This is a genomic window from Myxococcus eversor (assembly GCF_010894455.1).
Lineage (GTDB): Bacteria > Myxococcota > Myxococcia > Myxococcales > Myxococcaceae > Myxococcus > Myxococcus eversor.
Genome location: NZ_JAAIXY010000019.1, coordinates 151,088 through 177,611 on the forward strand (window position 1 = coordinate 151,088; position 26,524 = coordinate 177,611).

The window sequence follows — 26,524 nt, forward strand, 5'->3', positions numbered from 1 at the left end:
GCTCACCGCTTGATGACGAACTCCACGCGGCGGTTCTCGCTGCGTCCTTCCGGCGTGTCGTTCGACGCGATGGGCTGGGCCGGGCCGTACCCCTTGGCCTCCAACCGCGAGCCTTCGACACCCCGGCGGATGAGGTAGGCGCGCACCGACTCCGCGCGGTCCTGGCTCAACGTGCGGTTGAGGTCCTCCGGACCGGTGTTGTCCGTGTGCCCTTCGATTCGCACCGCGACGCCGGGCCGTGCCTTCAACTGCTCGGCGATTTCGTCGAGCACCTTCGCACCCTCGCCCTCAATCTGGGCAAGGCCCACCTGGAAGGTGATGCGACGGTCCGCCAGGGAGAGCCGCTCCTCCGCCGGCGCCTTCTCCGGCTCGGGGCAACCCTGATTCTCCACGGTCCCCTTCTGCTTCGGGCACTTGTCGTCGGCATCCGGCACGCTGTCGCCGTCCGAGTCCTTCACGGGCGCGGGGCATCCCTGGTTCTCCACGGTGCCCTTCTCGTCCGGGCACTTGTCGGAGTCGTCCGGCACCCCGTCACCATCCGAGTCCTTCGCGGGCGCGGGGCATCCCTGGTTCTCCACGGTGCCCTTCTCGTTCGGGCACTTGTCCTCGGCATCCGGCACGCCATCGCCATCCGAGTCAGGGCAGCCGTTCGTCTCCGCGCTCCCAGCCTGGTTCGGGCACTTGTCCAGCCGGTCCACGACGCCATCGCCATCCGAGTCGCGGTCCGGGCAACCCGCGTTGTCCGGCGACCCGGCCTCCAGCGGGCAACGGTCCGACTTGTTCAGCACGGAGTCACCGTCGTCATCGGAGTCCGGGCACTGCTCGGGCGTGTGCTTGCGTCCACCCTGGCAGACGTCCTCGCGCGCCGGGTTGTGCGCCCACGCGATTCCCGCACCCAAGCGCCACGACGGTGTCCCCGGGATGTCCGTGAAGCCATGCCCGGCGAGCGCGTTCAGCTCGAAGCCCAGGCCAATGGGCAGCCTCACGCCTCCGAGCAGCTCCACCGCCACGTCCGGATGCACCAGCGACTCCGCCACCTGCAGGGCCACCTCGGCGCGCAGGCCATCTCCACGGGTCGCCACCACCACGGACTGCTCCAGCTCCGTGCCCACGTCGCGGCCCGGCTCCACTTCCGTGGAACGAATCCGCGCGCCCACGCTCGCGCCCAGCGCGAACATCCCGACCTCGCGCCCCAGCGAGACTCGCGGCGAGAACTGAAGCCCCGCCCAGTGCTCCTGCCGGCCGAAGGCGCTCGCCCGTCCACCCGGGAGCCCCACGTCCAGCCCCACCGCGAGGGACAACGGCGCACCTTCCTCGCGCCGCAGCAGCGAGTAGCGCGCGCCCACCTCGGGCGTCCCGAGCCCCGCGGACGAGGGCTCCGCGACTCCCTCCAACTGGTTCGCGCCATGCCCACCCTGCGAGATGATGACGGGCAGCCGCGCGGAGACCTCCAAACGGTCCACCGGAGACCACGCGCCCATCAGCCAGGCCGAGGTCCGGTAGTGGATGATGGAGCGCTCGCTCCCGTCACTGCCCTCCAACAGGAGGATGCCTCGCTCGTAGTTGGCGAGGAGGCTGAGCCGATAGCCGCCCTCCGAGAGCACCCGGCCCGTGTCCACCATCAACGAGTCCGTGGCGGCGGGGCTCAGACGCAAGCGCTCCGCGTCGAAAGCAACCAAGGGGCTGGAGAGCGTCTGCGCCGAGGCGCCCGTGGCGACCAGGGCGGCGACAAGCACACAAGTCCGTGCCGATTCACGCAAGGGAAGGTCCTTCGAGCTGAAGAGTCGGATGAGAGGATTCAGGAGGCTCACGGGGTGCCTTGCTCCCGGCCGCGACGGCGGCCTGCCCATACGGCGAGGACCGACAGCACGACGAGCGCCGCGTTCGCGCCGCCCCCCGAGGACTGACAGCCACCTCCGGCAATCGAGACCACCTGGGCCTGGACGGAGACCTCGAACGTGCACTGCGCCGAGTTCCCCGCGGCATCCGTCGCGGTGACGGTGACGCGCGTCTGGCCCGGAGGAAAGCGCGAGCCCGACTCGGGCGACGCCGTGACTGTCGCCGGTCCGGAGACGGAGTCCGTCGACGTGGGCAGGGTGTACGTCACCAGCGAGCCACCCGGCCCGTCAGAGCGCACCCGGACATTGTCCGGACAGGTCAACGGCGGCGGGGCCGTCGTGTCGCGCACCGTCACCCGGAACGTACACGTGGCCTGCTCGCCATCCGAGGCCACCGCCGTCACCGTGACGGTCGTCTCACCCAGCGGCAGCCGGCTTCCCGACGGGGGCGAGTACGTCACCACCGGCGGAGTCGGCGCACCCGGGTCCGTCACCGTCGCGGGCTCATACGTCACCTCGGCCCCCGAGGCGTCCTGGGCCTCCACCACCTGGTCCGCGGGACAGGTGAGCACCGGCGGAGGGTTTGCCGCCACGTCCACCGCCACCGTGGAGGTATTGCTGTCCAGTCCGCAATCCCGGGCCACGAAGGTGAAGGTGTCCGGGCCGGAGTAGCCCGCGTTCGGCGTGTACGTGAGGTTGGGTGGCGTCCCGCTCAGCGTTCCATTCGCGGGAGGCGTGACGATGACGTACGTCAGCGGACCCGCCTCCGCATCCGTGGCCACCAGCGTCACCGCCACCGGGGTGCCATGGGGCGCGGCAACAGTCTGGGCCTGCGCCACCGGCGCGGTGTTCTGCAGCACCGTCATCAGTCGCCCGCTTCCAATCGCGTTGGCGAAGACGGACAGCGCATAGGTGCCGGGCGTCGTGCTGGCGGGAATGGTCACCGTCACGCCCGTGGCGGACAGGTCCGTCCCCGGCAGGCTCCAGAGCCGACCACCCTCCACGCCTTGCAGCCGCGCCAGCGGGAAGTCCGTCGCGGAGTCCTTGTAGTCTCCCGAGCTGGCCCCGGAGATGCCTCGGAACCCCGTGCCATTGATTCGGACGGAGCACGTACGAAGCACCTCGTCCGGCCCCGTCACCACCGGACGCCAGGCGGGCTGCGCCCCCGTGTCCTCGTACAGCTCGGAGCTCGCCAGCCACGTATTGGCCGCGGACTCTCCCCCGAGCACGAGCACCTCGCTCGTGGGCAGCACCACGGCGGCGAAGCGCGCCCGGGGCCCACCGAGGTTCTTCGCCGGCTTCCAGGTGTTCGTCGTGCCGTCATACAGCTCCGCGGTGTCGAGCACCGCGCCTCCAGCGCCCTGGCCTCCCGCGACGAGCAAGCGGCCCGACGGCAACAGCACCGCGGAGTGGAAGGCGCGCGCCCCCGCGAGCGAGCCCGCCGGAGTCCAGGTGTTGGAGACCGGGTCATACAGCTCCGCCGAGGCCAGCTCCGCCGCGAGCGTGGAGCCCGCCGATGCCAGCACGCGGCCCGAGGACAACAACGTCAGCGTGAAGGACTCGCGCCCCTGAGCGAGGCTCGCCGCCGGAGCCCAGGTGTTGGTGGTCGGGTCATACAGCTCCGCCGACGCCAGCAGCGCTCCCGCGTTCTGCCCGCCCGCCACGAGGACACGGCCGTCGTTGAGCAACACGGCGGCATGTCCCGAGCGCGGCGTGGAGGCCGAAGCGGCGGCGCTCCAGGCATGGGTCGCCGGGTCATACACCTCCGCCGACGCCGAGCTCGCGCCGCCCACCACGAGCACCTGGCCCGAGCCGAGCACCGTCGCGGTGTGTCCATCCCGGGCCGTGGCCAGAGCGCCCGCGGGCGTCCAGGCGTTGGCCGTGGCGTCATACTGCTCGGCCGAAGCCACCGCACCCGCGCCATTGGCGCCGCCGACGACGAGCACCCGGCCCGACTGCAACAGGCTCATCGAGGCCCGCTCACGCGCTGTCGCCAGGGACGCGGCGGGCGCCCAGGTGTTGCTCGCTCGCGTGTAGCGCTCCGCCGTCGCGAGCACTCCTCCCGGACCGCGGCCTCCAGCCACCAGCACCTGCCCCGTGGGCAACAGCACGGCCGCCCTGGAAGCGCGCGACGCCGCGAGATTGCCGGCGGGAGCCCAGACGTCGCTGGATTCCTCATAGACATCGGCGTCGGCGTAGAAGGTGAGGCTCGGGTTGGAGCGGTAGCCGCCGTTGGCCAGCACCTGGCCCGTGGGCAGCAGCGTCGCCATCAGGTTCTCACGCCCCACCGCCATCGTCCCGGCCGAGCTCCAGGTCCCCGTCGCGGGGTCATACAGCTCCGAGACCACCTCGGTATTGCGAGCCGCGTCCGCGCCGCCCGCGACGAGCACCTTGCCGTCGGGAAGCAGCGTGGCGGAGTGGCCATTGCGCGGAAAGCCGAGCGCTTCCGTGGCGGTCCACGTGTTGGCCACGGGGTCATAGAGCTCCGCGTGGTTGGTGACCCCTCCCGCCGCGAAGCCGCCCGCGAGCAGCACCCGGCCATCCGGCAACAGGGTCCCCGTCGCGTAGTGCCGAGGGACCAGGACAGGCGCCGCGAGAGACCATGTCTCGGAGACGGGGTCATACAGCTCGCATTGGGGGACCTCGCCCGGGATGACGTTGCTGAAGCCGCTCACCACCAGCACCCGTCCATCCCTCAGCAGCACGGCCGCGTGAGCACGGTGGACGACCGCCATGGAACCCGTGGGTGTGAAGAGGTTGGTCGCGGCATCGTAGAGCTCCGCCGTCGCCAGGTTGGAGCCACCGGCGACGAGCACCTTGCCCGAGGGCAGCATGGTGACCGACGGCAAGCTGCGCAGCGCGGACATCGCGCCCGTGGCGGTCCAGGTGTTCGTCTGGACATCGTAGATGCGTCCCGTCTGGCTGCCGTCCGTCATCACCAGCGGCCGTCCCGTGGGCAGCATCACGCCCACCGCGATATTGCCCTGGATGCCGGGGCTCCCAGCGGAAGCCCAGGTCCCCCGCTCCGGGTCGAACCGCTCCGCGGTGGACACGAAGCCCAGCCTGTTGACCCCTCCCGACACCAGGACCGTGCCATCCGTCAGGAGCAGCGAGGCGTGCTGCGCTCTCGGGGTCGCCATGCCGGCCGTCGACGACCAGGCCGGGTCCACCACCAGCGGCGCGGCGAGTCCGGCGAGCGCCACCTCCGTGACGAGACTCACGCGAACACCCTCGACGTCGAACACGTTCGCGACCGAGGACGCGCGCACGCCCGACAGTCGCGTGACGCCGCGTCGGGACTCGCCCCGCGCATCGCGCACCTCGGACGGATGGAAGCGCAGGACGGGCTGCCCGTCGGTGTCGAGGAACTCCACGTACTCGCCCACGTCCCGCAGGCGCGTCACCGAAGGCGGCAGCGTGACGTGGTACTCCGCGCGGTGGAACGGCTCGGAGCCATCCACCACCCAGGCCTCCTCCAGTCGCGAGGAGCGCCAGCCCTGGCTCACCTCGGCGGAAGCACCCACCGGGAACCAGAAGTGCCGGGGGCCCGCGAAGACCTCCGTGCGCTCGCGGCGCAGGGCCCCGGCGTCATCGGCGGAAGCCCCCTGTTCGATGCGGAAGAGCAGGCCCCGCGTCGTCAACTCCAGCGTCCCGCTCCCGGAGAGCCGCGACGTGAGGGCGCGGGAATCCGCGACGGTGAGGGGAACCTCCGAGGTGGAGTAGACCTTCGACGGCGCCTCCTCCGTGGCCAGTTCCGGGAAGTAGGCTCGGGTCAGGGCCACGGCTTGCGCCGAGTCCGGCAGGTCGCGCTTCTGTTCGCACGCGGCGACGAAGGCACAGCAGAGCACCACGACCAGGCGTTGCGAGACGCATCTAGACTGCATCTTTCAGCCTCCACACCCGTGCGCGTGGCACGGGCTGACGCGCGGGGGGCTCCACGGCTGGCGAGCATGCGCGTGTTGCATCCGGCTGTATCACGCTTTGACCCCACCGGGTCCTGGCTGACGCCTCCAAAAAGAAACGCCAAGGGTTTGGACACGACAGTGGCAGGCTGCGGGCCTCGTTGGGTTTCATGGAGGAATAAAATGACCGCGACGAAGCATCAGCCCGTCACCGCGCCTGGATTGCCGAAGCCCGTGGGCCCCTACTCTCCGGGCATGCGGCTGGACTCGTTGCTCCTCGTGTCCGGACAGGCGGCCACGGACCCCGCTACCGGGAAGCAGGCCGAGGGAATCGAGGCGCAGACGGAGCAGGTCCTCCGCAACCTGGAGCGCATCCTCCTCGCCGGTGGCTCCAGCCTCCAGCACGTCCTGCGCTGCGGCGTCTTCCTCGTCGACATGAAGGACTTCTCCCGGATGAACGCCGTCTATGAGCGCGTGTTCGCCGGGCACCGTCCCGCCCGCACCACGGTGCAGGTGGCGGCGCTCCCCGAGGCCGGACTGCTGGTGGAGATAGACTGCATCGCCTACGTGCCCTGAGACGGCCGCGGACTTCACGGTCCGAATCAGGACCGGAACTGTCCTAGATGGCCCGTACGGTGCCTTCCGATACCCCGCTACCGGAAGGCCCCATGCGACCTGTGCTCTTCACGCTCTTGTTGTTGCTCACGTGCGAGGCGGGTGCGCGTCCGAGGACGCCTCCGACAGGAGCCTCCGCCGTGAAGCCCGCGTCCCGTGATTGCTGTGCCGTGCTGGAGTTGCGGCAGTACACGCTGCGCCCAGGCCAGCGCGACGTCCTCATCGACCTGTTCGAGCGGGAGTTCATCGAGAGCCAGGAAGCCGAGGGCGCCCACCTCGTCGGACAGTTCCGGGACTCGGCCCGGTCCGAGCGCTTCGTCTGGGTGCGCGGCTTCCCGGACATGGTGTCGCGCGAACAGACCCTGAAGCGCTTCTACGGAGGGCCGGTGTGGAAGGCCCATCGCGAAGCGGCCAACGCGACGATGCTGGACTCGAGCAATGTCCTGCTGTTGCGCCCCGTCACCGGAAGTCGAGGGTTCCCCCCGCCGAGCGCCCAGCGGCCCGACAAGGGGAACACCTCGACGCCGGACTCCGTCGTCCTCGTCACGATGTTCCACCGTGACGCCCCCCTGGACGCCGGGTTGCTGCGCTTCGTCGAGCAACAGCTCGTGCCCGTCCTGCGCGAGACGGGTGGCGCGCCGCTCGCCCTGTTCCAGACGGAGTACGCCCCGAACACCTTCCCCGCCCTCCCCGTGCGCGAGGGAGAGCACGTGCTCGTCGCGTTCACCGTGTTCGCGAGCCGGGAGCAGTACCAGGCCCACGTCGAGCGACTGGCCGGCTCACGCCGATGGACGGACACCGTGCGTCCCGCCCTGCTCCAATATTTGAAGGCCGCCCCCGAGTCCCTGCTGCTGGAGCCCACGCCCCGCTCCCTGCTGCGGTGAAGCCGCGGCCTACGGCGACACCGCGATGTCTCCATTGTCGATGGCGGACTTCTGCCCGAAGAAGCGCAGCCCGAGCTGCCCCACCTTCACGCCGTCCTTCGAGGTGGCGCCCATGGCCGCGACGTCCAGGTTGAGGGCGGGAGCCAGGCTCACCGAGAGGAGGTCCTGCGACCCTGATTCATCCGAGACGGCTCCGAAATAAGCCAGCAGGGGGACCTCCGCCATCAACGTGGCGTTGCCACCCGCCTGGATGAAGTTCTCGAGATTCCCCTCGCGCGAGGCCGCGGGGGGCTCGCCTTCCTCCGGCGTCGGAGTCTCCGTGGAGGTGATGGCCGCATAGAGGCTGAGCTGGACGTTGTAGAGCACCCGGAACCCCAGCAGCTTCGCGGTGATGCTCTTGCCCTCCTCGGACACGCCGGTGAAGGTGAAGTAGTCGGCCGCCGATATCGTGTCGTGGCCGAAGTAGACATTGGAGACCGCCTTGTCCCAGAACCGGTACTGCAACTTCTCGGGACGCGACGGCCCTTCACCCTCGGGCTTGCCATCGACGAGGGCCCGCTCCGTCGCGCCCGTTCTCCCCCGGAGCCGCGTCTCCGGAGGGGCCATGGACTGCGCGAACGTCACCCGGGGCATCCCCACGAAAAACACGAGCAAGCCACACAGCACCAGGCGCTTCATCGGACCCCCAAATCAGACAACACCCGTGCCGACATTGCAGGGGGCACGCCAGCGGTGGCTCCAGGGTGACACGCGGCACGTTCCGGGCCGGGACTGTCCACCGGCTTTGACAATCCCCTCGCGCGGTGTCCAATCCCGTGGACAGGTGCGAGTCGAGCCGTCTGTCACACAGGCATGTAAGGGATTGGCCTTAGTCCCTTTCGACAGGCTCCGCGCGGAGTGTCGACTCGCGAGTCTCAACAGGGACCCGCGTCGGGCTTTGCTGACGGGGACGCGTCACCCCAGCTTGCCCCGTGGCCCGTCCATCCCGGACAGGCTTCGTGGCCCCTGACTCGCGTCATGTCCGCGGTGCGGTGTGCGCGGTGCCAGAGAGGCCTCGAGAGGAGCACACACATGAGGTCGCGGTGGGTGGGTTGGTTGGCTTTGGGGATGTTCTTGTTCTGGAGCGGGGGTGCGGGCGCGACGGAGCCGGAGCCTTCCGCGGTATCGCAGGTGGATTCGTTCGCCACGAGTTGGATCTACCGGGACGCCATGACGTCGCCCTGGGTGAACGCCTCCTGGACGACACACTCCCTCGTGGCCCCCTCTCCGGTGTCGGAGGGGCGCTACTCCATCTCCGCGACGATGGGCGCCGAGGAGGCCCTGTTCTTCTACACGCCCTCCCGCGTCGCCGACTCCAGCGCCGTGTTCATCCTGCGCGTGCACGGCGGAACGGCCGGGACGGGCGCGGCGGTCAAGGTCCGCGCCTTCGCGGATGACCTGCTGACCGCCGGCACGGACCTGGGTGCGCGCTGCACGGGGGGGCGCATCCAGGCCAATACCTGGGTGACCTGCAACGTGCCGCTCTCCGCGCTCGCGCCCCCGGGAGCGCGCATCCAGGGCGTCGTGCTCCAGGAAGGGCGCGGCGTGACGCTGCCCACGCTCTACTTCGATGAGCTGCGCGTGGAGGGCCTGAGCGTCCCATCCGCCGTGACTGTCACGCTCTCCCCCGCATCCCTCTCCATGACCGGAGGTACCTCCCGGACCTTCATCGCCACGGTGACGGGAACCTCGAACACGGCGGTGACCTGGTCCATCCAGGAGGGGCCCACGGGCGGCTCCGTCACGGCCGCGGGCCGCTACACCGCGCCCCGGCAGGTGGGCACGTATCACCTGGTGGCCACCAGCGTCGCGGACCCCACGAAGTCCGCGACGGCGCCCATCCGGGTCACCGCGCCGCCGTCCGGCGGGTTGTGGGTGTCTGGCTATTACACCGGCTGGAACGCGGACCTGTATCCGCCGGAGAAGGTCGACTTCAGCGCGATGACCCACATCATGGTCGGCCGCGTCACCCCCAATCCCGACGGCACGGTGAACACCCAGTTCGACAACGACAACGGCCCCGCCATCGCCCGCACCCTGTCCACCCGCGCCCACGCGGCCAACCGCAAGGCGCTCATCATGGTGGGCGGCTCCGGAGAGCACGACGGTTGGGTGGGTGCCGCGTCCAACGCCAACCGCGCCCGCTTCGTGCGCAACCTCCTGGCCGCCATGGACAGCTTCGGCTACGACGGCCTGGACATCGACTGGGAGCCGGTGGAGGCCGCCGACAAGCCCTTCCTGCTCGCGCTGGTGCGAGAGCTGCGAGCGGCCCGGCCCGGCATGCTCCTCACCTTCCCCATGGGCTGGGTCAACGCCAACTTCCCCGAGGACGCCGACCCGTGGTTCACCCACCTGGTGCCGTACCTGGACCAGATGAACGTCATGACCTACGAGATGACGGGCCCGTGGGGCGGCTGGACGTCCTGGTACTCCTCCGCGCTGATGGGAGAGTCGGGCACCCACCCCACCTCCGTGGACGCCAGCCTGAGTGCCTGGGTGGCCGCGGGAATCCCCAAGGCCAAGCTGGGCATGGGGCTGCCATTCTATGGCATGGCCTGGCGCCACATCACCGGCCCCTATCAACCCTATACGGACTGGTCCGACTACGTGGGCAGCGACAATGACTTCACCTACGGGCGCATCCTGGAGCTGTCCGCCATGGGCGGGACGTATCACTGGGATGCCCAGGCGCAGTCCAGCTACGTGACATTCACCACGCCGGTGGTGGATGGAACCGTGCGCTGGATTTCCTATGACTCGCCGCAAGCGATTGCCGCCAAGGGGGCCTGGGCGCGCGCCAACGGCTTCGGCGGCACCATCATCTGGAGCCTCAACCAGGGCTGCACCGACCCGGTGACGGGCGCCAATCCCCCGCTCGACGCGGTGAAGGGCGCCTTCCTCCCCTAGCCCTGGGAAGCGCGGGCCCCAGGAAGGGTAGTCGTCATCCTCCCTGCCCCGCACCGCTCGCGTCTCCCCGGCCCGGGCCCGCCTGGGCTCCTCGGGCCGGGGGATGCCCTCCACGGACAGGTGCACGCCGTCCAGTGAAAAGACTGTCAGGGCATTCCACCAGCTCTGCCTCGAATCACACGCCGGGAGCGTGCAGTGGGCGGGGATGCCCGACAGGCGGCCTTGGCGTCCACGACGTTGGCGCCCAGTCTGCAATGGCCAGACGCCAACCGGGATGCACCGGCCTTCTCGCTGCTGGAGCTGTCCATATGACAACCCTGAAGAGTGCCCTTGCCACCGCCGCCGTCGCCGCGTCACTCACCCTCGCGCCTTCCGCGGACGCGGCCACCGCCACCGCCAACCTGACGGTGACGGCCACGGTGAACTCCGCGTGCAGCATCAACTCCGGCACGCTCAACTTCGGCAACTACGACCCGGTGCTCATCAACGGCAGCGCGGGAATCGACCTGCTCGGCGCCGGGACGATGACGGTGCAGTGCACCCTGCTGGGCACCGCGGTCGTCACGCTGGGCCAGGGCGCGCACGCCGACTCGGGCTCCACGGACGCGGTGCCGCTGCGCCGGATGCTGCGCACCACGTCCAACGACTTCTTGTCCTATACGCTGTACCAGGACCTGACGCGCCTGGTGGTCTGGGGCAACACGGCCGGCACGGGCCTGCCCTACATCGGAACGGGCCTGTCCACTCCCGTGACGGTGTTCGGCACCGTGCCCAAGGGGCAGAACGTCCCCTCCGGCACCTACAACGACACCGTCGTCGCCACCATCACCTTCTGACGCGGGACACCACCCTCATGCGCATCCGTCTTTCTTCCTGGGCCCGGTGTCTGGGATTGATGGTGGGCCTCACCTGGGTTCTCCCCGGGACGGGGCTCGCCGCGTCGCTCGAGGTCAATCCCGTCCGTCTCGAGTTGGAGACCGGAGCCCGGGGCGTGGTGGTCACCGTGCGGAACCAGGGCACGGAGACCACGCGCTTCCAGGCCTCGGTCCACACCTGGGTCCAGGACGAAGACGGGCGCATGACGTTGGAGCCGACGCAGGAGCTGTTCTTCTTCCCGTCGATGCTGACGTTGGAGCCGGGAGAGTCCCGCCCCATCCGGGTGGGCATCTCCTCGGCGCCGCGAGACACGGAGCGCCCCTTCCGGCTCGTCATCGAGGAGATGCCGCCCCTGGGGCCGGTGCCGCCCGCCATGGGCCTGAAGATTCTCACCCGCGTCTCCATCCCCGTGTTCGTCGCGCCCAAGCTCAAGGCCGTCCAGGGCCGCGTCGAGGACGTGGACCTGCGCCAGTCACGGTTCCACTTCCGCGTCAGGAACCCGGGCACGGTGAACTTCTTCATCCGTCAGACGCGGGTGCGCGGCCTGGATGCGCGGGGCCAGTCGCTGGTGGAGAAGGACCAGGTGGGCTGGTACGTGCTGCCCGGAGGCTCGCAGGTGTTCGCGCTGGACACCTCCGCCGAGCACTGCCAGCGAATCCGTTCGCTGGAGGTGGAGGTGGAGACGGACCGGGGCGTGTTCCGGCAGAGCGCGCCCGTCAGCGCCTCCGAGCCCTGTGGGCCCGCGCAGTCTCCATGAGTCACTCGCGAAGGGGGGCTCCAGGGGGCGCGCTGGCCCTGGCGCTGGTGGCTTGCTTCATGTGCATGCCCGCGCGCGCGGCCTCGGCCGAGCCCGGGCACCTCGTTCCCATCGTGGTGGAGTTCACGCTGAACGGCGTCCCCCTGGGTGACGCCTTCCCGCTGCTGAGGGGCACGGACGTGTTGCTGCCCGCGGCCACGCTGGAGGAGGGCGGCGTGGACCTGGCGCGGCTGGGGGCGCGCGTGGAGGTCATCTCGGGCCAGGGCTATGTCTCGCTGCAATCCCTGGCACCCCAGGGACGCTTCGAGCTCGACGAGCGCACCGCCAGCCTGCGCTGCGAGTTGCCATCCTCCGCCTTCGCGCCGACGCGCATCGACCTGGGTACCCAGGCCCCCGAAGGCTACGCCGTCACCGGAAGCCCCAGCGGGTTCGTCAACTACGCCGCGCACCTGCGCAACACGAGCGTCGCGCTGTTCGGCGAGGTGGGCGCGTCGGTGGGCCGGGGCCTGTTGACGAGCCAGGGGAGGTGGAGTCCCGGCGCGACACCGCTGCGGGGGCTGACGCAGCTGTCGGTGGACTTTCCGGAGGCCATGGTGCGCGCCGTCGCGGGCGAGGCCACCGGCCAGGGTGGCGTGCTCGGCGGTGGCGCGGTGGTGGCGGGCCTCCACGTCATGCGCTCCTTCGAGCTCAACCCGTACTTCGTGCGCAACCCGGTGCAGGACCTGGCGGGCGACGTCACCACGCCGTCCACGCTGGAGGTCTACGTCAACAACCGGCTGGTGCGCCGCACCGAGCTGCCACCGGGGCCCTACCGGCTGGAGAACCTCACCTTGCCCCGGGGCGACGGCACCACGCGCTACGTGGTGCGCGACGCCTTCGGGCGCGTGAGCGAGGTGAACGCGTCGTACTCGCTGGGCGCGCAGCTGCTGTCGCCGGGCGTGGCGGACTACCACGTGTCCCTGGGCATCGAGCGCGAGTCGGTGGGCACGCGCAGCTTCGACTACGGACGGCCGCTGCTGCTGGGCACCTTCCGCCTGGGGGCGACGCCCTGGTTGACGCCGGGCGTGCGGCTGGAGCTGTCCACTGACCTGCTCAGCACCGGCGCGGTGCAGTGGTTCCAGCTCCCGCTCGGAGAGATGGAGCTCTCCGAGGCCATCAGTCGCTCGGAGCGCCACACCGGAGTGGCGGCCGGCGCCGCGTACTCGGTCCAGGGGCGGTGGTTGGGAGGCTCTGTCTTCGGCCGGGCGATGAGCGCGCGCTACGCGCACAGCAGCCTTGCCCAGGACGCGCCGCACCCGCGGCTGGAGTCGGGTGGCAACCTCTTCGTCTCGCTCGGCGGTCGGGTCAGCCTGGGCGGGCAGGCGCTGGTGACGCGCTGGAGGAACCGCGGTTGGTCCACGTGGCTGAGCGCGTCCACCTCCGCGCAGTTGAGCGGGCGGACCCTGATTTCGTTCTCCGCCAGTCGGGGCCAGCAGCGCCAGGGCCCGTCCTCGCTGGAGGGCATGGTGTACCTGAACACCATCCTGGACCCGAGGACGACGGGCACGCTGGGCCACACCCAGCACCGGGGAGGCGGCCTCACCACCGCGGATGTCTCTCGAGGCGTGCCCGTGGAGGGCGGGCTGGGCTTCCAGGTCCAGGGCCAGGCGGGCCTGCACCACCAGGCGCTCGGCCGCGTCGAGTACGAGACGAACGTGGGCCGCTACACCGCGGGCCTGGAGTGGCGTCAGGGCGTGCTGGTGGGCGCGGCCGAGGTCTCCGGGGGCGTGGTGGCGCTCGGCGGTCGCCTGCGTCCCACCCGCGCGGTGGACCAGGGGTATGCGCTGGTGCGGGTGGAGGGCGTGGAGGGCGTCGGCGTGCGGCTCGACAACCACCTCATCGGCCGGACGGATGCTCGGGGCGAGCTGATGGTGACGAGGCTCCAGTCCTACGGGGCCAACCGGCTGTCGCTCACGGACGAGGACCTGCCGCTGGACGTCTATCTCCGGACGACGGAGCGGATGGTGGCGCCGTGGCGACGAGGAGGCGTGGTGCTCGACTTCCAGGTGGACGCGGTGCGCGCGTTCCGGGGCCGGCTGGTGCTCGCGGACGACGCGGATGGGCGCACACCCGCCCATGGAGAGCTGCGGGTGGACGTCGCGGGCGCGCGCCTCAGCTCCCCCGTGGGGAGGAATGGCGAGTTCGAGTTGGTGGGGCTGCCCGCCGGAAAGCACGCGGCGAGCGTCATCCACCCCGGAGGACGATGCGCCGCGACGCTGGACGTCCCATCCCTGGCGGGCAAGGTCATCGACCTGGGAACGGTGAGGTGCGTGGATGAGGAGGCACGGTGACGCGGCACGAACCCGTGCGCTCCTGCTCGCGGGCCTGTGCGGGCTGACTCCCGCGAGCACCCTGGCGGCGTGTGAGGTCCGCAACGTGGTGGGCCTGAGCTTCCTCAACTACACCAGCACCTCCGCGGTGCCGCTCGACGCCATGGGGAGCATCACCTTCCGGTGCACCATCATCCAGCTCACCCCCGTCACCATCGACCTGAGCCAGGGCAGCTCCAACAGCTACGCGACGCGGAGCATGCGCGGACCGTCCTCCAGCACCCTCGCCTACAACCTCTACCTGGACCCCTCCCGGCTGGTGGTCTGGGGCAACAACACGGCCGGCACGTCACGGTATGGCCCGGTCCTCCCCCTGCTGGGCCTGGACATCACCGTCCCCATCCACGGCCGGGTCCCCGCCCAGCAGAGCGTGGCGGCGGGCGCCTACTCCGACACGCTGGTGGTGACGGTGAACTTCTGATGCCCGGGTGCTCACGCCACGTGCGAGTCCCGCCCGCTCCGCTGGGACGCGGGGCATGCGCGCGGAGAGGCGCTCCACCACGGACGTCGCGCTCGCGGAGCCTGGGCCGCTCGCCTATCCTCACACCATGAGTTCTTCCGACCCCATCGCGACGACCTTCGTCACCCATGAAGTCACCAATCAGGCGCCCCCCCTGGTGTACGACGCCTGGAAGACAGACCTCCCGTTGCGCGAGGCCGTGGCACGCGAGGGTGGAAGCTGGGCCGAGGCGGACATCGCGAAGTACGGCCCGCTGGTGGGCGGCGAGCTGATGCAGCTGGGCTTCACCGCCAACGAGAACAAGCCGAAGTTCAAGCCCTTCGACCGCTATGGCAACCGGCTGGACGAGGTGGAGTTCCATCCGGCCTACCACCGCATCATGGAGGCGGCCGTCGCCCATGGCATCCCCAACTTCGCGTGGCGCCACGAGAAGACGGTGGGCGCCCACGTCGCGCGCATGGCGCTCTCCTATCTCCACAACCAGGCCGACCAGGGGACCAGCTGTCCGCTGACGATGACGTACGCGTGCGTGCCCACGTTCCGGGCGCACGCGGGGCTCGCGGAGAAGTGGCTGCCGCTCGTCACATCCACGGCGTATGACTCGCGCTTCCAGCCCGCCGAGCAGAAGAAGGGCGTCACCATCGGCATGGGCATGACGGAGAAGCAGGGCGGCTCCGACGTGCGCAGCAACAGCACGCGCGCGCACCAGTTGGGCGCCCGAGGGGCGGGCAATCCCTACGCGCTGGTGGGGCACAAGTTCTTCTTCTCCGCACCCATGAGCGACGCCTTCTTCGTCCTGGCCCAGGCCGAGGGCGGGCTGTCGTGCTTCCTCCTGCCGCGCTTCACGCCGGAGGGCACGCGCAACGCCATCCGAATCCAACGGCTCAAGGACAAGCTGGGGGATTGGAGCAACGCCAGCTCGGAGGTGGAGTTCCAGGGCGCGGTGGCCTTCATGGTCGGAGAGGAAGGCCGGGGCGTGGCGACCATCCTGGAGATGGTGGCCCTCACGCGCCAGGACTGCATGATTGGCTCCAGCAGCCTGATGCGCCAGGCGCTGGTGCAGGCCATCCACCACACGCGGCATCGCAAGGCGTTCGGTCGGCGGCTCATCGAGCAGCCGCTGATGATGAACGTGCTCGCGGACCTGGCGCTCGAGTCGGAGGCCCACACCGTGCTGACGGCGCGCGTGTCCCGCGCCGTGGACGCAAGCCACCGCGACGAGCGGGAGGCCGCCTTCGCCCGCATGGCCACCGCGGTGGGCAAGTACTGGGTGTGCAAGCGCGCGCCCACCTTCGTCAACGAGGCGCAGGAGTGCCTGGGCGGCGCCGGCTACGTGGAAGAGGCCAACCTGGCGCGGCTGTACCGGCAGGCGCCGCTGAACTCCATCTGGGAGGGCAGTGGCAACATCCAGTGCCTGGACGTGCTGCGCGCGGCCACCCGTGAGCCCGCGAGCCGCGAGGCCCTGTTCCAGGAGCTGATGGCGGCCCAGGGCGGCCACCCCGCGCTCGACGCGGAGCTGGCGCGCATCGCCAAGGACTTCTCGGACACCGCCACGCTGGAGACGCGCTCGCGCTTCGTCGTCGAGCGGCTGGCCCTGGCGCTCCAGGCCTCCCTGCTCCTGCGCGCGGGCAACAGCCAGGTGGCCGACGCCTTCTGCGAGTCCCGGCTCGGCGGCGCGCACGGCAACTGCTTCGGCACCCTGCCCGCCCATGCCCCGATGAAGGCGCTCATCGAGCGGGCCTTCAGCGAAGGCGCGGTGGCCTGAGGCCCCCTCGCCTGCCCTCACCCCGTGTCCGGACCACACTGTCGGGCAGGAAGGCCTCCGCCCCGTCCACCGCCACCCGGGGGACGGGGCCTTCGTCTACTGGACGAAAGAACGAGACACACGCTTGCAAGCCAACACTGACGTGTTCTCCTAGGAGGCTGGAAGAGGAGCATCTTGGGCGACGACCACGACCACCTCGTGAACTCTGGTGATGGAGGCATCACCTACTCGCCAGGAGACCACTCCAAGCGGGACACCGCGGATCAGCTCCGGCTGTTCATCTCGAGCGTCACGGACTACGCCATCCTGACGCTGGACGTGCGCGGCTACATCGCGAGCTGGAACCCGGGGGCGGAGCGCATCAAGGGCTACCTGGCCGACGAAATCCTGGGCCAGCACTTCAGCGTCTTCTACCCGCCGGAGGACGTGGCCTGGGGCAAGCCCGCGTGGGAGCTGGAGTCCGCCATCCGGCTGGGCCGGTTCGAGGACGAGGGTTGGCGCATCCGCAAGGACGGCTCGCGGTTCTGGGCCAACGTCGTCATCACCGCCCTCTTCGACGAGAGCGGGGAGCTGCGCGGCTTCGGCAAGGTGACGCGGGACTTCACCCAGCGCAAGCAGGCGGAGGAGACGCGCGAGTTGGAGCGGCTGCGCGAGGCGCTGCTCGCCCGCGACGAGTTCTTGTCCGTGGCCTCGCATGAGCTGAAGACGCCGCTCACGCCCCTCCAGTTGAAGCTGTCCGCCATGCGCCGCATCGCGGAGAGCAACCCGGAGGCGCTGCTGGCGGACGGACGGCTCGTGCGGGAGCTGGCCTCGGCGAGCGGGCAGGTGCGCAAGCTCGCCGACCTCATCGACGACCTGCTGGATGTCTCGCGCATCAACGTGAGCCGGCTCGCGTTGGAGCCCACGCGCATGGACCTGGCCATCCTGGTGCGCGACGTGGCGACGCGCCACGGAGACCAGGCCGCCGCCGCGGGGTGTCACCTGGACGTCCAGGCGCCCCCCAGCGTGGAGGGGATGTGGGACCGGCGGCGGATGGACCAGGCCGTGACGAACCTGCTCACCAACGCCCTCAAGTATGGCGCGGGCAAGCCCATCCACCTGGGCCTGCGCGCCGATGACACGGTGGCGGTCCTCACCGTGCGGGACGAGGGCATCGGCATCGCCCCCACGCAGCAGCAGCGCATCTTCGAGCGCTTCGTGCGCGCCGTCTCCGAGCGCAACTACGGAGGCATGGGCCTGGGCCTCTTCATCACCCAGCAGATTGTCGAGGCCCACGGCGGGAGCATCCACGTGGAGAGCGAGCCGGGGAGAGGCTCGGCCTTCACCTTCAAGGTGCCAAGGACGGCGCTGACGCCGGGCAATCCGACGACGTCGATTCCCCACGCCTGAGCGCCGGGCACGCCAGCCCGCGAATCGGGGCTGGCGACCAGGCCTTGCCGCCTACTGGAAGCTCACCTTGCCGTCGCGCTGGTAGCAGACATGCGGCGTGCCGTCCGTGGGGCGCACCGCCACGCTCGGACGCGAGCCCTCCTGCACCGTGCCCAACTGGGTGAATGTCCAATAGCCGCGCGCATCCGGGGTGATGAGCTCCAGCGTCGTCGCATGGCGCTGGGCGATGAAGAGCTTGCCCCCGCCGTAGGTCAGGTCGTTCGCGTCGTTCTCGAAATCCACCGGTGAGGCGACCAGGGTGCTGGTCGTGAAGGGCGCCTTCACCGTGAGGTCCTGCAGGGCGCTCTTGGTGCCGTCGAGGGCGCCGCTCGACAGGAGCAGCAGGTGCTGGCTCGGGCCCCAGACCGCGGAGAGCCACAGGGTGTTGTTCCGGTTCACACCCTCCAGTTGGAAGATGTCCGTCGCCACGCCGGGCCGCACCCCCACGTAGGACTCCGTGCCGGAGCCCGGGCTGTAGGGGATGTACAGCGAGCCCGAGGCGTCGAAGTTGATGTCGCCCATGAGAATCGCGGTGTTGTGCTGGGCGATGGCCCAGGTGCCAGGCGCCGTCCGGGTGGCGACACGGACCCCCGTCCCGAGCGAGCCATCGCTGAAGGCGACGACGGGCTGCAGGCCCTGGTTCGGATTGAGCGCCACGCTCACGCGCGTGTAGGACGTGCGGTTGGCGGGGTCCACCTCCTCACGCACCCAGTTGCCGCCGACGCGCGTGGCATAGGTCATCCGCCAGTTCGCCGCCGTCGTGCCGGGCAGGCCCGGCCCCTTGAGGTAGACGACGTGCGGCGTCCCGCTCGCCACGTCCAGCGTCAGGGCGATGTTCCAGTTCAGGACGTAGGTGCCGCCGTTGTTGAAGCCCGGGCCGTCAATCTGCTCCGTCGTCCACGTGGTGCCGTCCCACGTCGCGTACCACAGGCCCTTGTGCGTCTCGTTCGTGTAGACGAGGTGTCCCTTGCCCGTGTTGTCGAAGGCCAGCTCGCAGAGCACGCCCGTCATGTCCGGCCCGGCGTCAATCGTCGTCCCCGGCGCGACAGCGGCGGCCACCACGTTGAAGTTGAACAGGCCCTCCGCCGTCTTCCCCGACGTCGTCTCCACGGAGACGGACAGCGACGCCGTCCCCTCCTCCGGCAGCGTCCACGTCACGCGCTCCGCCTCGGCGGCGACAGAACCCGCGTTGGCGCTCCAGCGCACCGCCTTGAAGGACTCTCCCGAGGCGGTGACCTTGAAGCGCTCCTGCGTCCCCTCCACATAGGGGCCCTCGCCGCCCTCACGCTCGATGAGCAGCACCACCGTGCCGGGGTTGTGCGAGTCGATGACCTCCGCCTTCTCCGGCGCACTGTCACACGCGGCGAGCAGGGACACACCGCTCACCAGGAGGCACCATGAAACGACGACCTTCTTCAACATGATTCCGACTCCCGTTGATGAGGACCGGCGCGCGACAGGCACACCGGACCGGAGCCGTGACGGCTCCACTCACCGCTTCAACGGAGGTGCCCCGGAGATGTCTTACGAAAAGCGAGACATGGTCGCGAAAACATCCTGCTCAAGGAGCGCCCTGGGCCTGCTGTCCCGGAGGAAGGCGCCGTCCGGTGGGAGTGGGAATCGCCGCTTGCGTGTGGTCCACGAAGAGCAGCCCGTCATACGCCACGGCGGCCCGGACGACCCGGGGCGGGATGTCCTTGCTGAAGACGGCCCCGTAATTGCGCGTGTACCGGGGCCGCACGAAGAAATCAGACACGCCGCCTTCCTGGGGAAGGCCTCGTAAATCCAGGGCGAACGCCGACACCTGTGCCCGCGCGAGGGTTCCATCGAGCCAGCCGATTTCCGCGGACGGGACGGTATGGGGGATGACGCCCCGTCGCGGCTCGTTCGGCTCGCTCGGCATGTGCACGGCCTGGAAGGAGCCCTGGTTGAAGACGAATCCAAAGACATACATCCCTGAGCCCAGGGCCTCGCGCAGATGCTGGCCCATGGACAACGAGCCCCCGCGGTCCGCGATGCAGACATGGCCGTTGTGCGCCCAGAGCACCATCCGCGCCTCCGGGCCTTCGTGCTCCAGAACCCAGCGCGCGTTCTCCGCCATCGCCCGGTCCCTGAGTTCAGTGCTCGAATGCGGGGCCACGACAACCTCGGCGAACTGGCCCAGCACCCGCGCATGGCGCGATACCAGGGCACGGGCCTTCTCCGAGCGCTTCCGGATGGGCGGCAGCCGCAAGCGGGCGTCGATATCCGCGACGAGTCCGGCGAGCTGCTTCCCGGTCTCCACCGGGAGCGGCTCAGGGCCCTTCTTCTCGTCGAGGAACGGCGCCAGGGGCCCGAGCAGCCGCTGGTGGAAGGCGGGGGCCTCCTGCTCGAAGAAGTCGACGAGGGCCCGCGCGGAGGCGGACGGGACGCGCGGAGCGCCGGTTCCAGCGCACGCGAGGGAAAGCACGAGCCACGGCAGACACAGGACTTTCACGCGGACCTCGGGATGGACGACGGGGGCCCGGCCGGGACGCACCGGGCACGGGAGGCCCGGCGCATCCGCCGTGAAGGGACACAGGATGGGCGGGGAGATGCGTCCACCCCGCATCGACGCGCGCACCAGAAGGCGGCGACGCTCACGTGCTCGGGTGGGAACGGAGCCGAAGCGGGGAGCCACGCTCCCACGCTCCAGCTTCCGGGTGTCGCGGACCGACGACGGCCAACGCTACGGCGAGATGTCCTCCTGGTAGTCGCTCGGGATGACGAAGCGCGTGGCGTCCTGTTCGACGAACTGGATGTTGGAGACGCGCAGGGTGCCGAAGAGGTCGGACTCCTCGCGGATGGCGTAGCCCAGCTCCGCGTCCACCCACTGCGTCATCGTGTCGTGCGGCGCATGGACGCGGCGCCACCGGCGCGTGAGTCGTCCCTCCAGGACCTCCTCCCCCTGGAGCTGGCAGTCCTTCTGGCTCTCCGAGCAGCCATCCGGAAGGTGCAGCGGAAGCCCCAGGTCTCCCGGAGAGGGAATCACGTCGTAGGTGCGCGCCCTGACATCCAGGGCCACCCGCTCCCGCGTGGTGACGTCATAGAGCAGCACATGCGGGGAGCGGCCATCCGCCGACTCCAGGCGGATGCGGCCACACCGCGAGACGGAGATGCGGTGGGAGATGCGGTTGAGGGTGAGGCTCCCATCGTTCTCGTAGGTCGTGATGGCGGTGAAGTCCTTCGGGTAGACAGCCCGCGCACACACCGCCGCCGCGAGCCCGGTCCTCGGCCGCGCGGGTGTGGACAGCGGCTCGGGCACCTCCCACGCCCAGGCCGCGCCGGAGGCCACCAGCACCGCGAGCACCACGCCGGCACGCGCGGCCAGTCGCGCCTTGCGAGGCACCTCCCGCCTCGGCGCCTGTCCGAGCAGCCGCCGCACCCGCTCCGCCAGCGGCTGAGTGCCCGCGCCCAGCGCCACCACCGGGCCCGCCTGCCGCAGCTCCTCCAGCCCCAGGAGCGCGCTGGAATACACCCGCGCGTCGCCGCAGAAGCCGACCGCCGCGTCATCACAGCAGTGCTCGCGCTCCAGGCGCACCTGGGCGGAGAGCCAGCGGGCAGCGGGGTGGAAGAAGAACAGCACCTCCACCAGGGACTGCACGAAGTTGACGACGGTGTCGTGGCGCCGCACGTGGGTCAGCTCATGCGCCAGCACCGCTTCCAACTGCGCCGGGGAGAGCCGCTCCCGCATGCCGCGCGGGAGCACGAGCACCGGGCGCACCACGCCCAACACCAGCGGAGACGGCGCGACGGCGGACTCCAGCACCTTCACCGCGCGACGCAGGCCCAGTTGTCCGGCGACGTGTGACACCAGCAGGTGCAGCGCCACGGAGGCGGGCGTCGCGGGCCGCACCAGCCGTCGCGTCAGCCGCCGCCACCCCAGGGCCAGGCGCAGCAATGCCACACATGCGCCGCCGAGCCAGAGCCCGCCCACCACGAAGGGCCAGCGCGTGAAGGAGTCCTCCGGCACCGACATCGTCTGGGGGGACGGGCTCGGCAGCGCGCCGCCCGCGAGCCTCCGGGAGTCCTCGACGATGGATGTCGCGCGCCCGCTCTCCGCCGCCGCCAGCAGCGGCTGCTCCACGGGGGCGGAGACAGGCGACGACAGCAGCAGCGTGGCCATGGGCGACAGCACCACCACAGCCAGCGCCAGACACCCCACGGCATAACGCGCCCGCGCCGAGCGGCGGCGCAGCAACCACAGCGCGCCGCCCGCGACCAGGACGACGACGCTCGTCTGCCACACGCCGTGAGCCAGCCACAGGGCCACCGCGCGCCCCCACTCCTCCATCAGCCAGACGGGGCTCATCGCTTGCTCCCCTTGTCCTCATCCAGCAGCCGGCGCAGGTCTTCCAGCTCCTCCTTCGAGGCGGGCTTGAGCGACAGCGCCTGCACGGCGAGCGCACCCGAGGAGCCACCGAAGACGCGGTCCAGCAGGTCCTTCACCAGTTGGCGCTTGGTGCGGGCCTCCGCGACGCTCGCGGCGTACACGTGGCTGCGCGCGCGCTCGTCACGGCTCACCAGCCCCTTGGCGGACATCACCTGGAGCTGCTTGAGCGTGGTGGTGTAACCCGCGCTCTTGCCGTCCTCCCGCCCGAGCGCCTCGTGCACGTCTCGCACGGTGCTTGGACCGCGCTTCCAGAGCACACCAAGGATGGCGAGCTCCACGTCCGTGGGAATGGCATCCGTCGTCATGCGGCCAAAGTACGATTTCAATCGTATGTTGTCAACGACGCTCGTCGTACTTCATCGCCGCGCTACGTGCCGGGGTGCTGCGCACCCTGTCCCCAGCCCGACACGCAGCCCAACTCATGCTCGCGGGCGAAGGCCACCAATCCGCGATGGTGCTCCGGGGTGAACTCCCTGCCATCGACGTGGCGGCCGAACAGGGGACAGGCGCCCAGCCGCCGCCAGACCCTGCTCGAATCCCAGTGGGGGAAGGCCGCCGAGACATGCGCGTGCATGCCCCGCAGCGCATGCAGACAGCACTCCAGGGCATCCGGAGGCGCCGACGGTCCGAACTCCATCATCAGCCCATTGATGAGCGCCGGTTCGATGCCAGCGGAGGACAGCCGCTGGAGGAACCTCACGCCCCCGTCGTTGAACCCGGCCAATGCCCCCGGCGCACCCGCGACGGGCAGCGTGTAGGAGAGCTTCAGCGTGGGATGGACGGAGAGCAATTGGGAGATGGCCGCCAGGTGGCGCACCTGGCCCTCGTCGTCGTGGAGGAAGGCCCCCTCGAAGTCGAAGTCCAGGTGGCGCACGCCGTAGTTGCGCAGGACGGACGCGTAGGCCGTGACGAGCCTCGACACGTCCGTCTCCACGGCTTCGAGGGGCACGTTCGCCGCGCCGCCAAAGGACAGCACCACCGTGCCGCCCCCGCGACGGAAGTCGTCCAGGTCCTGCTTTCCATAGTCGGAGACCGTGGCGTCCCCCGCGTATGTCTGGCCATCCTCCGAGTCCACGAGCAGGGCGTTTCCGCCCCAGGACACCGACCTGTCACCGTCCGGCCGCACGACGATGAATCCGAGGAAGACGCCATCCAGGCCGGACTGCCCTGCGGACCGAGACACGCGAGGCGTGGGCCACGTCGTGTAGTCCACGAAGGGAGCCCGCGGCACGTCCCAGTCCCCCGCGTCCGGCAGCGCTGGCGCCGTGCGGACCTTCACCGCCTCCGAGGGCACCGAGGCGTTGTCAGCCAGGTCCAGCGCCACCACGGAGACCCGGTACTCGCTCCCCGCCGACAATCCCATCAAGGTGATGGCCGGCCGGGTCGTCACGCGCGTCTGGGCCCCGCCGCCGCCCTCCTTCGTGTACGTCACGCGATAGCCCGCGACGGCGACGTTGTCCGTGGACGCATCCCACCCCAAGGAGACGAGCCGGGAGCCCACCAGCGTGGCGTGCAGCCGCCTGGGCGTCGTGGGGGGCTCGGTGTCGAGCGGAGGGTCCGCGGGGCTCCCGTTGACGGTGAAGTCGAAGGGAAGCCGGCCCTGGGCCTGGCCCTGCACCGACAGCCGGAACTCGCTCGCGGCGCGCGGTGGAATGACCTTGCGCTCGGACACGAGGGTGCCGGACACCACCTCCCCGCTCCGCGTCCACACCAGGCCGTAGTTGTTCTGGAGGACCTGTCCCGCTCCCACCCTGAACGAGATGACGGGATTGACCACCACCTCGTCCGACAGGTTCAGCAACGTCACCTTGAAGGTCGACCACGAGGGTCTTCCGCCCGACACCCACTCCGGGCGCGCCACCACCACCAACGTGTTTCCCACCATGCCGACGGTTGTGCCGGATGCGGGGCGGGCACGACATTGCCCACGGGTTCCTGCCCCTTGTCGCTCAAGTGACGGGACGCGCCCCACCGTGTCACTGCGGGGCGCGGCCCGCGCCGTGAACAACACCTGAAACAGCGTGAGACCGACCGCGACAGCACGAAGTCCGGGCACGGCCCGGCGGGAGAAAATCATGATGGAACCCTCCTGGGGGAACCATCATGAAATCCTGCTTTATCGATGATATACAGAATTACAGCTATATGGACTCATGCGACACCGCTACATATGCCACCGTATTGAAACGTGAGAACCCGGGCCGGGTGGAGGCCTACTTGTCCCGCGACAGGATGACGACGCTGTAGGGGCCCAGGTTGTTGAGGGAGCCGCTGGCGGGCAGGCCATCCTTGCCGTTCCACTTGCCGCCCACGTCGAAGCTCTGGGCGTTGCCGAAGTCGCCGGAGTAGCCCTGCCAGTCGCTGTTGTAGCGCACCTTCCACGTGCCGTCGGAGGGCAGGCCCAGCTCGTAGTTGGAGAGCTGCTTGCCGCCGAAGTTGACGACGACGATGGTGTCGTCGCCCGGCCCGCCCTTGTCCCAGCGGTGGAAGGCGATGACCTTGTCGTTGTTGTTCACGTGGTGGACGTTGACGTTCTCCCCACGCAGGCCCGCGGTGTTGTCGTTCCAGTTGCGCCGCAGCTTGATGAGGTCCGTGTACGCCTGGTTGATGCCGGCGAAGGACTCCTTCTTCTGCCAGTCGAGCGGGTCGCCGTCCTGGAAGTGGCCGTCCTCGAGGAACTCCTGACCCTGGAAGATCATCGGAATGCCAGGGCTTGTCATCGTCAGCGCCGCGCCGATGAGCGAGCGCTTCTTGGCGTGGTAGCCACCGGAATCCCAGCCCCCCACTTCACTGGGCAGCCGCTGCTTGCCATTGGCCACTTCATCGTGGCTCTCCGTGTAGATGACACGCTGGGTGGCATTGCCGTTGTATTTGAAGCCAATCGCTTGGGCGACGGCGTTCATGTCGCGGTCCGCGTCGGAGAAGGCCGTCAGCGCCGTGCGCACGGGGTGCACGAAGTTTGCGTCCCACTGGCTGTCGAAGTTGGCGCCATCCGGGTGCGTGAGGCCGCCCTCGTTGCCCAGGTCCTCCGCGATGATGATTTTCTGCGGGAACTCGCGGTTGACGGCGTCGTTGATGTCCCGGAGCAACTGCCAGCCCTGCGGGTTGTCCGCGCCGCTGGCCTGGCGGATCTCCTTGGTGGCATCCAGCCGCAGGCCGTCCATGTGGTAGTCGCGCAGCCACATCATCGCGTTGTCGCGCAGGTAGTCGCGCACCTCGGGGCGGCCGTAGTCCGGGCGCGTGTCGCCCCACGGCGTCTTCGCGCGCCAGTCCGTGTAGAAGTAGCTGCCGCCCTTGCCGTACGTCTCGCCGTCGAAGTCCCAGTGGGGCAGGTCACTGGGCCCCAGGTGGTTGTAGACGACGTCCATCACCACGCCGATGCCGCGCTTGTGCGCCTCGTCGACGAAGCGCTTGAGGTCCTCGGGGCTGCCGTAGGCGCTCTCCGGCGCGTTGGGGAAGGCGGGGTTGTAGCCCCAGCTGAAGTCAGCGGCGAACTCGGCCGAGGGCATCACCTCGACGACGTTGATGCCCAGGTCCTTCAGGTGGTCCAGCTTGTCGATGGCGCTCTGCCAGTTGCCGGGGCCCCAGCCGGGTGAGTCGTTGAACGTGCCCACGTGCATCTCGTAGATGACCGCCTCGTTCCAGGCCGGCATCTTGAACTCCCAGTCGTGCTTCCACTCGTAGGACTTGTGGTCGACGATGACGGAGTTGCCCGTGGAGTTCGTCACGTCGTTGGCGCGCGGGTCTCCCTTCCAGCGCCAGTCGCCGTGCTTGCCCTGGATGACGTACTGGTACTGCTCGCCGGCCTTCGCGCCGGGGACGTCCAGGGAGAAGTTGCCGCTCGGCTCGCGCTTGAGCTCCACCGACTCCCAGTTGCTGAAGTCACCGGCCACCTGCACCCGCTGGGCGTTGGGTGCCCAGACGCGGAACGTCGTCCCTCCGTCGTAGGGGATGGCGCCCATGCCCGGACGACTGGAGGGCTGGGAGGGCATGGGGACGGCGGTGGCCCGGGGCAGCTCGGCGACGAGGCTCCCATCCTTGCGGACGATGTCGCGCCCCACGGGCCCATGGTCCGCCGGTGCACGCCGCGCCTCCGCGTTGCGCGTCTGCCGGACGTCGTCGAAGAAGTCCTTCACCGCCGGCCCGCGCGCGCCAGCCGCCTTCCCGCTGGACGCGGGGCGCTGCGACTCGGACTCGGTGGAACGGGACGTGGAGGAAGTCGCGGGACGGCTCGGTGGGGGAATCCGGGTGGGCATGGCTCGGCCGTTGTCTG

The 26,524-nt window shown here is 69.8% G+C and carries 18 protein-coding genes; 9 read left to right on the forward strand and 9 right to left on the reverse strand.

Annotation, left to right across the window (positions count from 1 at the left end; translation table 11 throughout):
* Window positions 1–2 precede the first annotated feature (2 nt).
* Together G4D83_RS32985 and G4D83_RS32990 are read right to left on the reverse strand one after the other, a co-directional pair.
* Complete coding sequence (locus G4D83_RS32985; RefSeq protein WP_420826679.1) at window positions 3–1,811, reverse strand: OmpA family protein; 1,809 nt, start codon at window positions 1,809–1,811, stop codon at window positions 3–5.
* Entirely contained in the window at window positions 1,808–5,722 is a 3,915-nt protein-coding gene (locus G4D83_RS32990) for an HYR domain-containing protein (protein WP_163868847.1), read from the reverse strand. The genes G4D83_RS32985 and G4D83_RS32990 overlap by 4 nt, the downstream gene beginning before the upstream one ends.
* A 201-nt stretch (window positions 5,723–5,923) precedes the next feature.
* Here G4D83_RS32990 and G4D83_RS32995 point away from each other — a divergent pair, with 201 nt between their 5' ends.
* Together G4D83_RS32995 and G4D83_RS33000 are read left to right on the forward strand one after the other, a co-directional pair.
* Entirely contained in the window at window positions 5,924–6,316 is a 393-nt protein-coding gene (locus tag G4D83_RS32995; protein ID WP_163868848.1) for a RidA family protein, read from the forward strand.
* Between the two features lie 92 nt (window positions 6,317–6,408).
* Window positions 6,409–7,239, forward strand: a complete 831-nt coding sequence (locus tag G4D83_RS33000) for an NIPSNAP family protein (protein ID WP_163868849.1) — start codon at window positions 6,409–6,411, stop codon at window positions 7,237–7,239.
* Between the two features lie 9 nt (window positions 7,240–7,248).
* Here the strand turns inward: G4D83_RS33000 and G4D83_RS33005 are convergent, their stop codons facing one another.
* On the reverse strand, window positions 7,249–7,917 hold the full coding sequence (locus G4D83_RS33005; protein WP_163868850.1) for a hypothetical protein: 669 nt from the start codon (window positions 7,915–7,917) through the stop codon (window positions 7,249–7,251).
* A gap of 393 nt (window positions 7,918–8,310) precedes the next feature.
* On the opposite strand from G4D83_RS33005, the gene G4D83_RS33010 reads away from it, so the two are divergent.
* From G4D83_RS33010 to G4D83_RS33040, 7 genes are all read left to right on the forward strand, one after another.
* Window positions 8,311–10,185, forward strand: a complete 1,875-nt coding sequence (locus tag G4D83_RS33010) for a glycoside hydrolase family 18 protein (protein WP_163868851.1) — start codon at window positions 8,311–8,313, stop codon at window positions 10,183–10,185.
* A gap of 308 nt (window positions 10,186–10,493) precedes the next feature.
* Entirely contained in the window at window positions 10,494–11,021 is a 528-nt protein-coding gene (gene pru / locus G4D83_RS33015; protein WP_163868852.1) for a fruiting body development fimbrial-like coat protein PRU, read from the forward strand.
* A gap of 17 nt (window positions 11,022–11,038) precedes the next feature.
* Window positions 11,039–11,818, forward strand: a complete 780-nt coding sequence (locus G4D83_RS33020) for a fimbrial biogenesis chaperone (protein WP_163868853.1) — start codon at window positions 11,039–11,041, stop codon at window positions 11,816–11,818.
* The gene (locus G4D83_RS33025; protein ID WP_163868854.1) at window positions 11,815–14,148 is read left to right on the forward strand and encodes a fimbria/pilus outer membrane usher protein; all 2,334 of its coding nucleotides are present in this window, start codon (window positions 11,815–11,817) and stop codon (window positions 14,146–14,148) included. Before G4D83_RS33020 ends, G4D83_RS33025 begins: the two co-directional genes overlap by 4 nt.
* Window positions 14,132–14,608, forward strand: coding sequence for a Csu type fimbrial protein (locus G4D83_RS33030; protein ID WP_163868855.1), 477 nt, complete (start codon window positions 14,132–14,134; stop codon window positions 14,606–14,608). Before G4D83_RS33025 ends, G4D83_RS33030 begins: the two co-directional genes overlap by 17 nt.
* A gap of 55 nt (window positions 14,609–14,663) precedes the next feature.
* Window positions 14,664–16,412 carry an isovaleryl-CoA dehydrogenase gene (locus tag G4D83_RS33035; RefSeq protein ID WP_240356852.1) on the forward strand — a complete coding sequence of 583 codons (1,749 nt, stop codon included), beginning with the start codon at window positions 14,664–14,666 and terminating at the stop codon, window positions 16,410–16,412.
* 174 nt (window positions 16,413–16,586) lie between these two features.
* Complete coding sequence (locus G4D83_RS33040; RefSeq protein ID WP_217911166.1) at window positions 16,587–17,801, forward strand: PAS domain-containing sensor histidine kinase; 1,215 nt, start codon at window positions 16,587–16,589, stop codon at window positions 17,799–17,801.
* A gap of 51 nt (window positions 17,802–17,852) precedes the next feature.
* On the opposite strand, the gene G4D83_RS33045 is transcribed toward G4D83_RS33040, so the two are convergent.
* From G4D83_RS33045 to G4D83_RS33070, 6 genes are all read right to left on the reverse strand, one after another.
* Complete coding sequence (locus G4D83_RS33045; RefSeq protein ID WP_163868856.1) at window positions 17,853–19,262, reverse strand: hypothetical protein; 1,410 nt, start codon at window positions 19,260–19,262, stop codon at window positions 17,853–17,855.
* 139 nt (window positions 19,263–19,401) lie between these two features.
* Window positions 19,402–20,499 carry an erythromycin esterase family protein gene (locus tag G4D83_RS33050; protein WP_240356854.1) on the reverse strand — a complete coding sequence of 366 codons (1,098 nt, stop codon included), beginning with the start codon at window positions 20,497–20,499 and terminating at the stop codon, window positions 19,402–19,404.
* Between the two features lie 48 nt (window positions 20,500–20,547).
* Window positions 20,548–22,170, reverse strand: a complete 1,623-nt coding sequence (locus G4D83_RS33055) for a M56 family metallopeptidase (RefSeq protein WP_163868857.1) — start codon at window positions 22,168–22,170, stop codon at window positions 20,548–20,550.
* The gene (locus G4D83_RS33060) at window positions 22,167–22,556 is read right to left on the reverse strand and encodes a BlaI/MecI/CopY family transcriptional regulator (RefSeq protein WP_163868858.1); all 390 of its coding nucleotides are present in this window, start codon (window positions 22,554–22,556) and stop codon (window positions 22,167–22,169) included. Before G4D83_RS33060 ends, G4D83_RS33055 begins: the two co-directional genes overlap by 4 nt.
* 62 nt (window positions 22,557–22,618) lie before the next feature.
* Complete coding sequence (locus tag G4D83_RS33065; RefSeq protein WP_163868859.1) at window positions 22,619–24,136, reverse strand: fibronectin type III domain-containing protein; 1,518 nt, start codon at window positions 24,134–24,136, stop codon at window positions 22,619–22,621.
* A gap of 328 nt (window positions 24,137–24,464) precedes the next feature.
* The gene (locus tag G4D83_RS33070; protein ID WP_163868860.1) at window positions 24,465–26,507 is read right to left on the reverse strand and encodes an alpha-amylase family glycosyl hydrolase; all 2,043 of its coding nucleotides are present in this window, start codon (window positions 26,505–26,507) and stop codon (window positions 24,465–24,467) included.
* Window positions 26,508–26,524: the final 17 nt, after the last annotated feature.

Coding starts and splice junctions, on each gene's coding strand:
- G4D83_RS32990 (WP_163868847.1), bottom strand. CDS start 5,722: ATGCAGTCTAGATGCGTCTCGCAACGCCTGGTCGTGGTGCTCTGCTGT.
- G4D83_RS33070 (WP_163868860.1), bottom strand. CDS start 26,507: ATGCCCACCCGGATTCCCCCACCGAGCCGTCCCGCGACTTCCTCCACG.
- G4D83_RS33025 (WP_163868854.1), top strand. CDS start 11,815: ATGAGTCACTCGCGAAGGGGGGCTCCAGGGGGCGCGCTGGCCCTGGCG.
- pru (WP_163868852.1), top strand. CDS start 10,494: ATGACAACCCTGAAGAGTGCCCTTGCCACCGCCGCCGTCGCCGCGTCA.
- G4D83_RS33030 (WP_163868855.1), top strand. CDS start 14,132: ATGAGGAGGCACGGTGACGCGGCACGAACCCGTGCGCTCCTGCTCGCG.
- G4D83_RS33060 (WP_163868858.1), bottom strand. CDS start 22,556: ATGACGACGGATGCCATTCCCACGGACGTGGAGCTCGCCATCCTTGGT.
- G4D83_RS33055 (WP_163868857.1), bottom strand. CDS start 22,170: ATGAGCCCCGTCTGGCTGATGGAGGAGTGGGGGCGCGCGGTGGCCCTG.
- G4D83_RS33010 (WP_163868851.1), top strand. CDS start 8,311: ATGAGGTCGCGGTGGGTGGGTTGGTTGGCTTTGGGGATGTTCTTGTTC.
- G4D83_RS33020 (WP_163868853.1), top strand. CDS start 11,039: ATGCGCATCCGTCTTTCTTCCTGGGCCCGGTGTCTGGGATTGATGGTG.
- G4D83_RS33005 (WP_163868850.1), bottom strand. CDS start 7,917: ATGAAGCGCCTGGTGCTGTGTGGCTTGCTCGTGTTTTTCGTGGGGATG.
- G4D83_RS33065 (WP_163868859.1), bottom strand. CDS start 24,136: ATGGTGGGAAACACGTTGGTGGTGGTGGCGCGCCCGGAGTGGGTGTCG.
- G4D83_RS33035 (WP_240356852.1), top strand. CDS start 14,664: ATGCGCGCGGAGAGGCGCTCCACCACGGACGTCGCGCTCGCGGAGCCT.
- G4D83_RS33000 (WP_163868849.1), top strand. CDS start 6,409: ATGCGACCTGTGCTCTTCACGCTCTTGTTGTTGCTCACGTGCGAGGCG.
- G4D83_RS33045 (WP_163868856.1), bottom strand. CDS start 19,262: ATGTTGAAGAAGGTCGTCGTTTCATGGTGCCTCCTGGTGAGCGGTGTG.
- G4D83_RS32995 (WP_163868848.1), top strand. CDS start 5,924: ATGACCGCGACGAAGCATCAGCCCGTCACCGCGCCTGGATTGCCGAAG.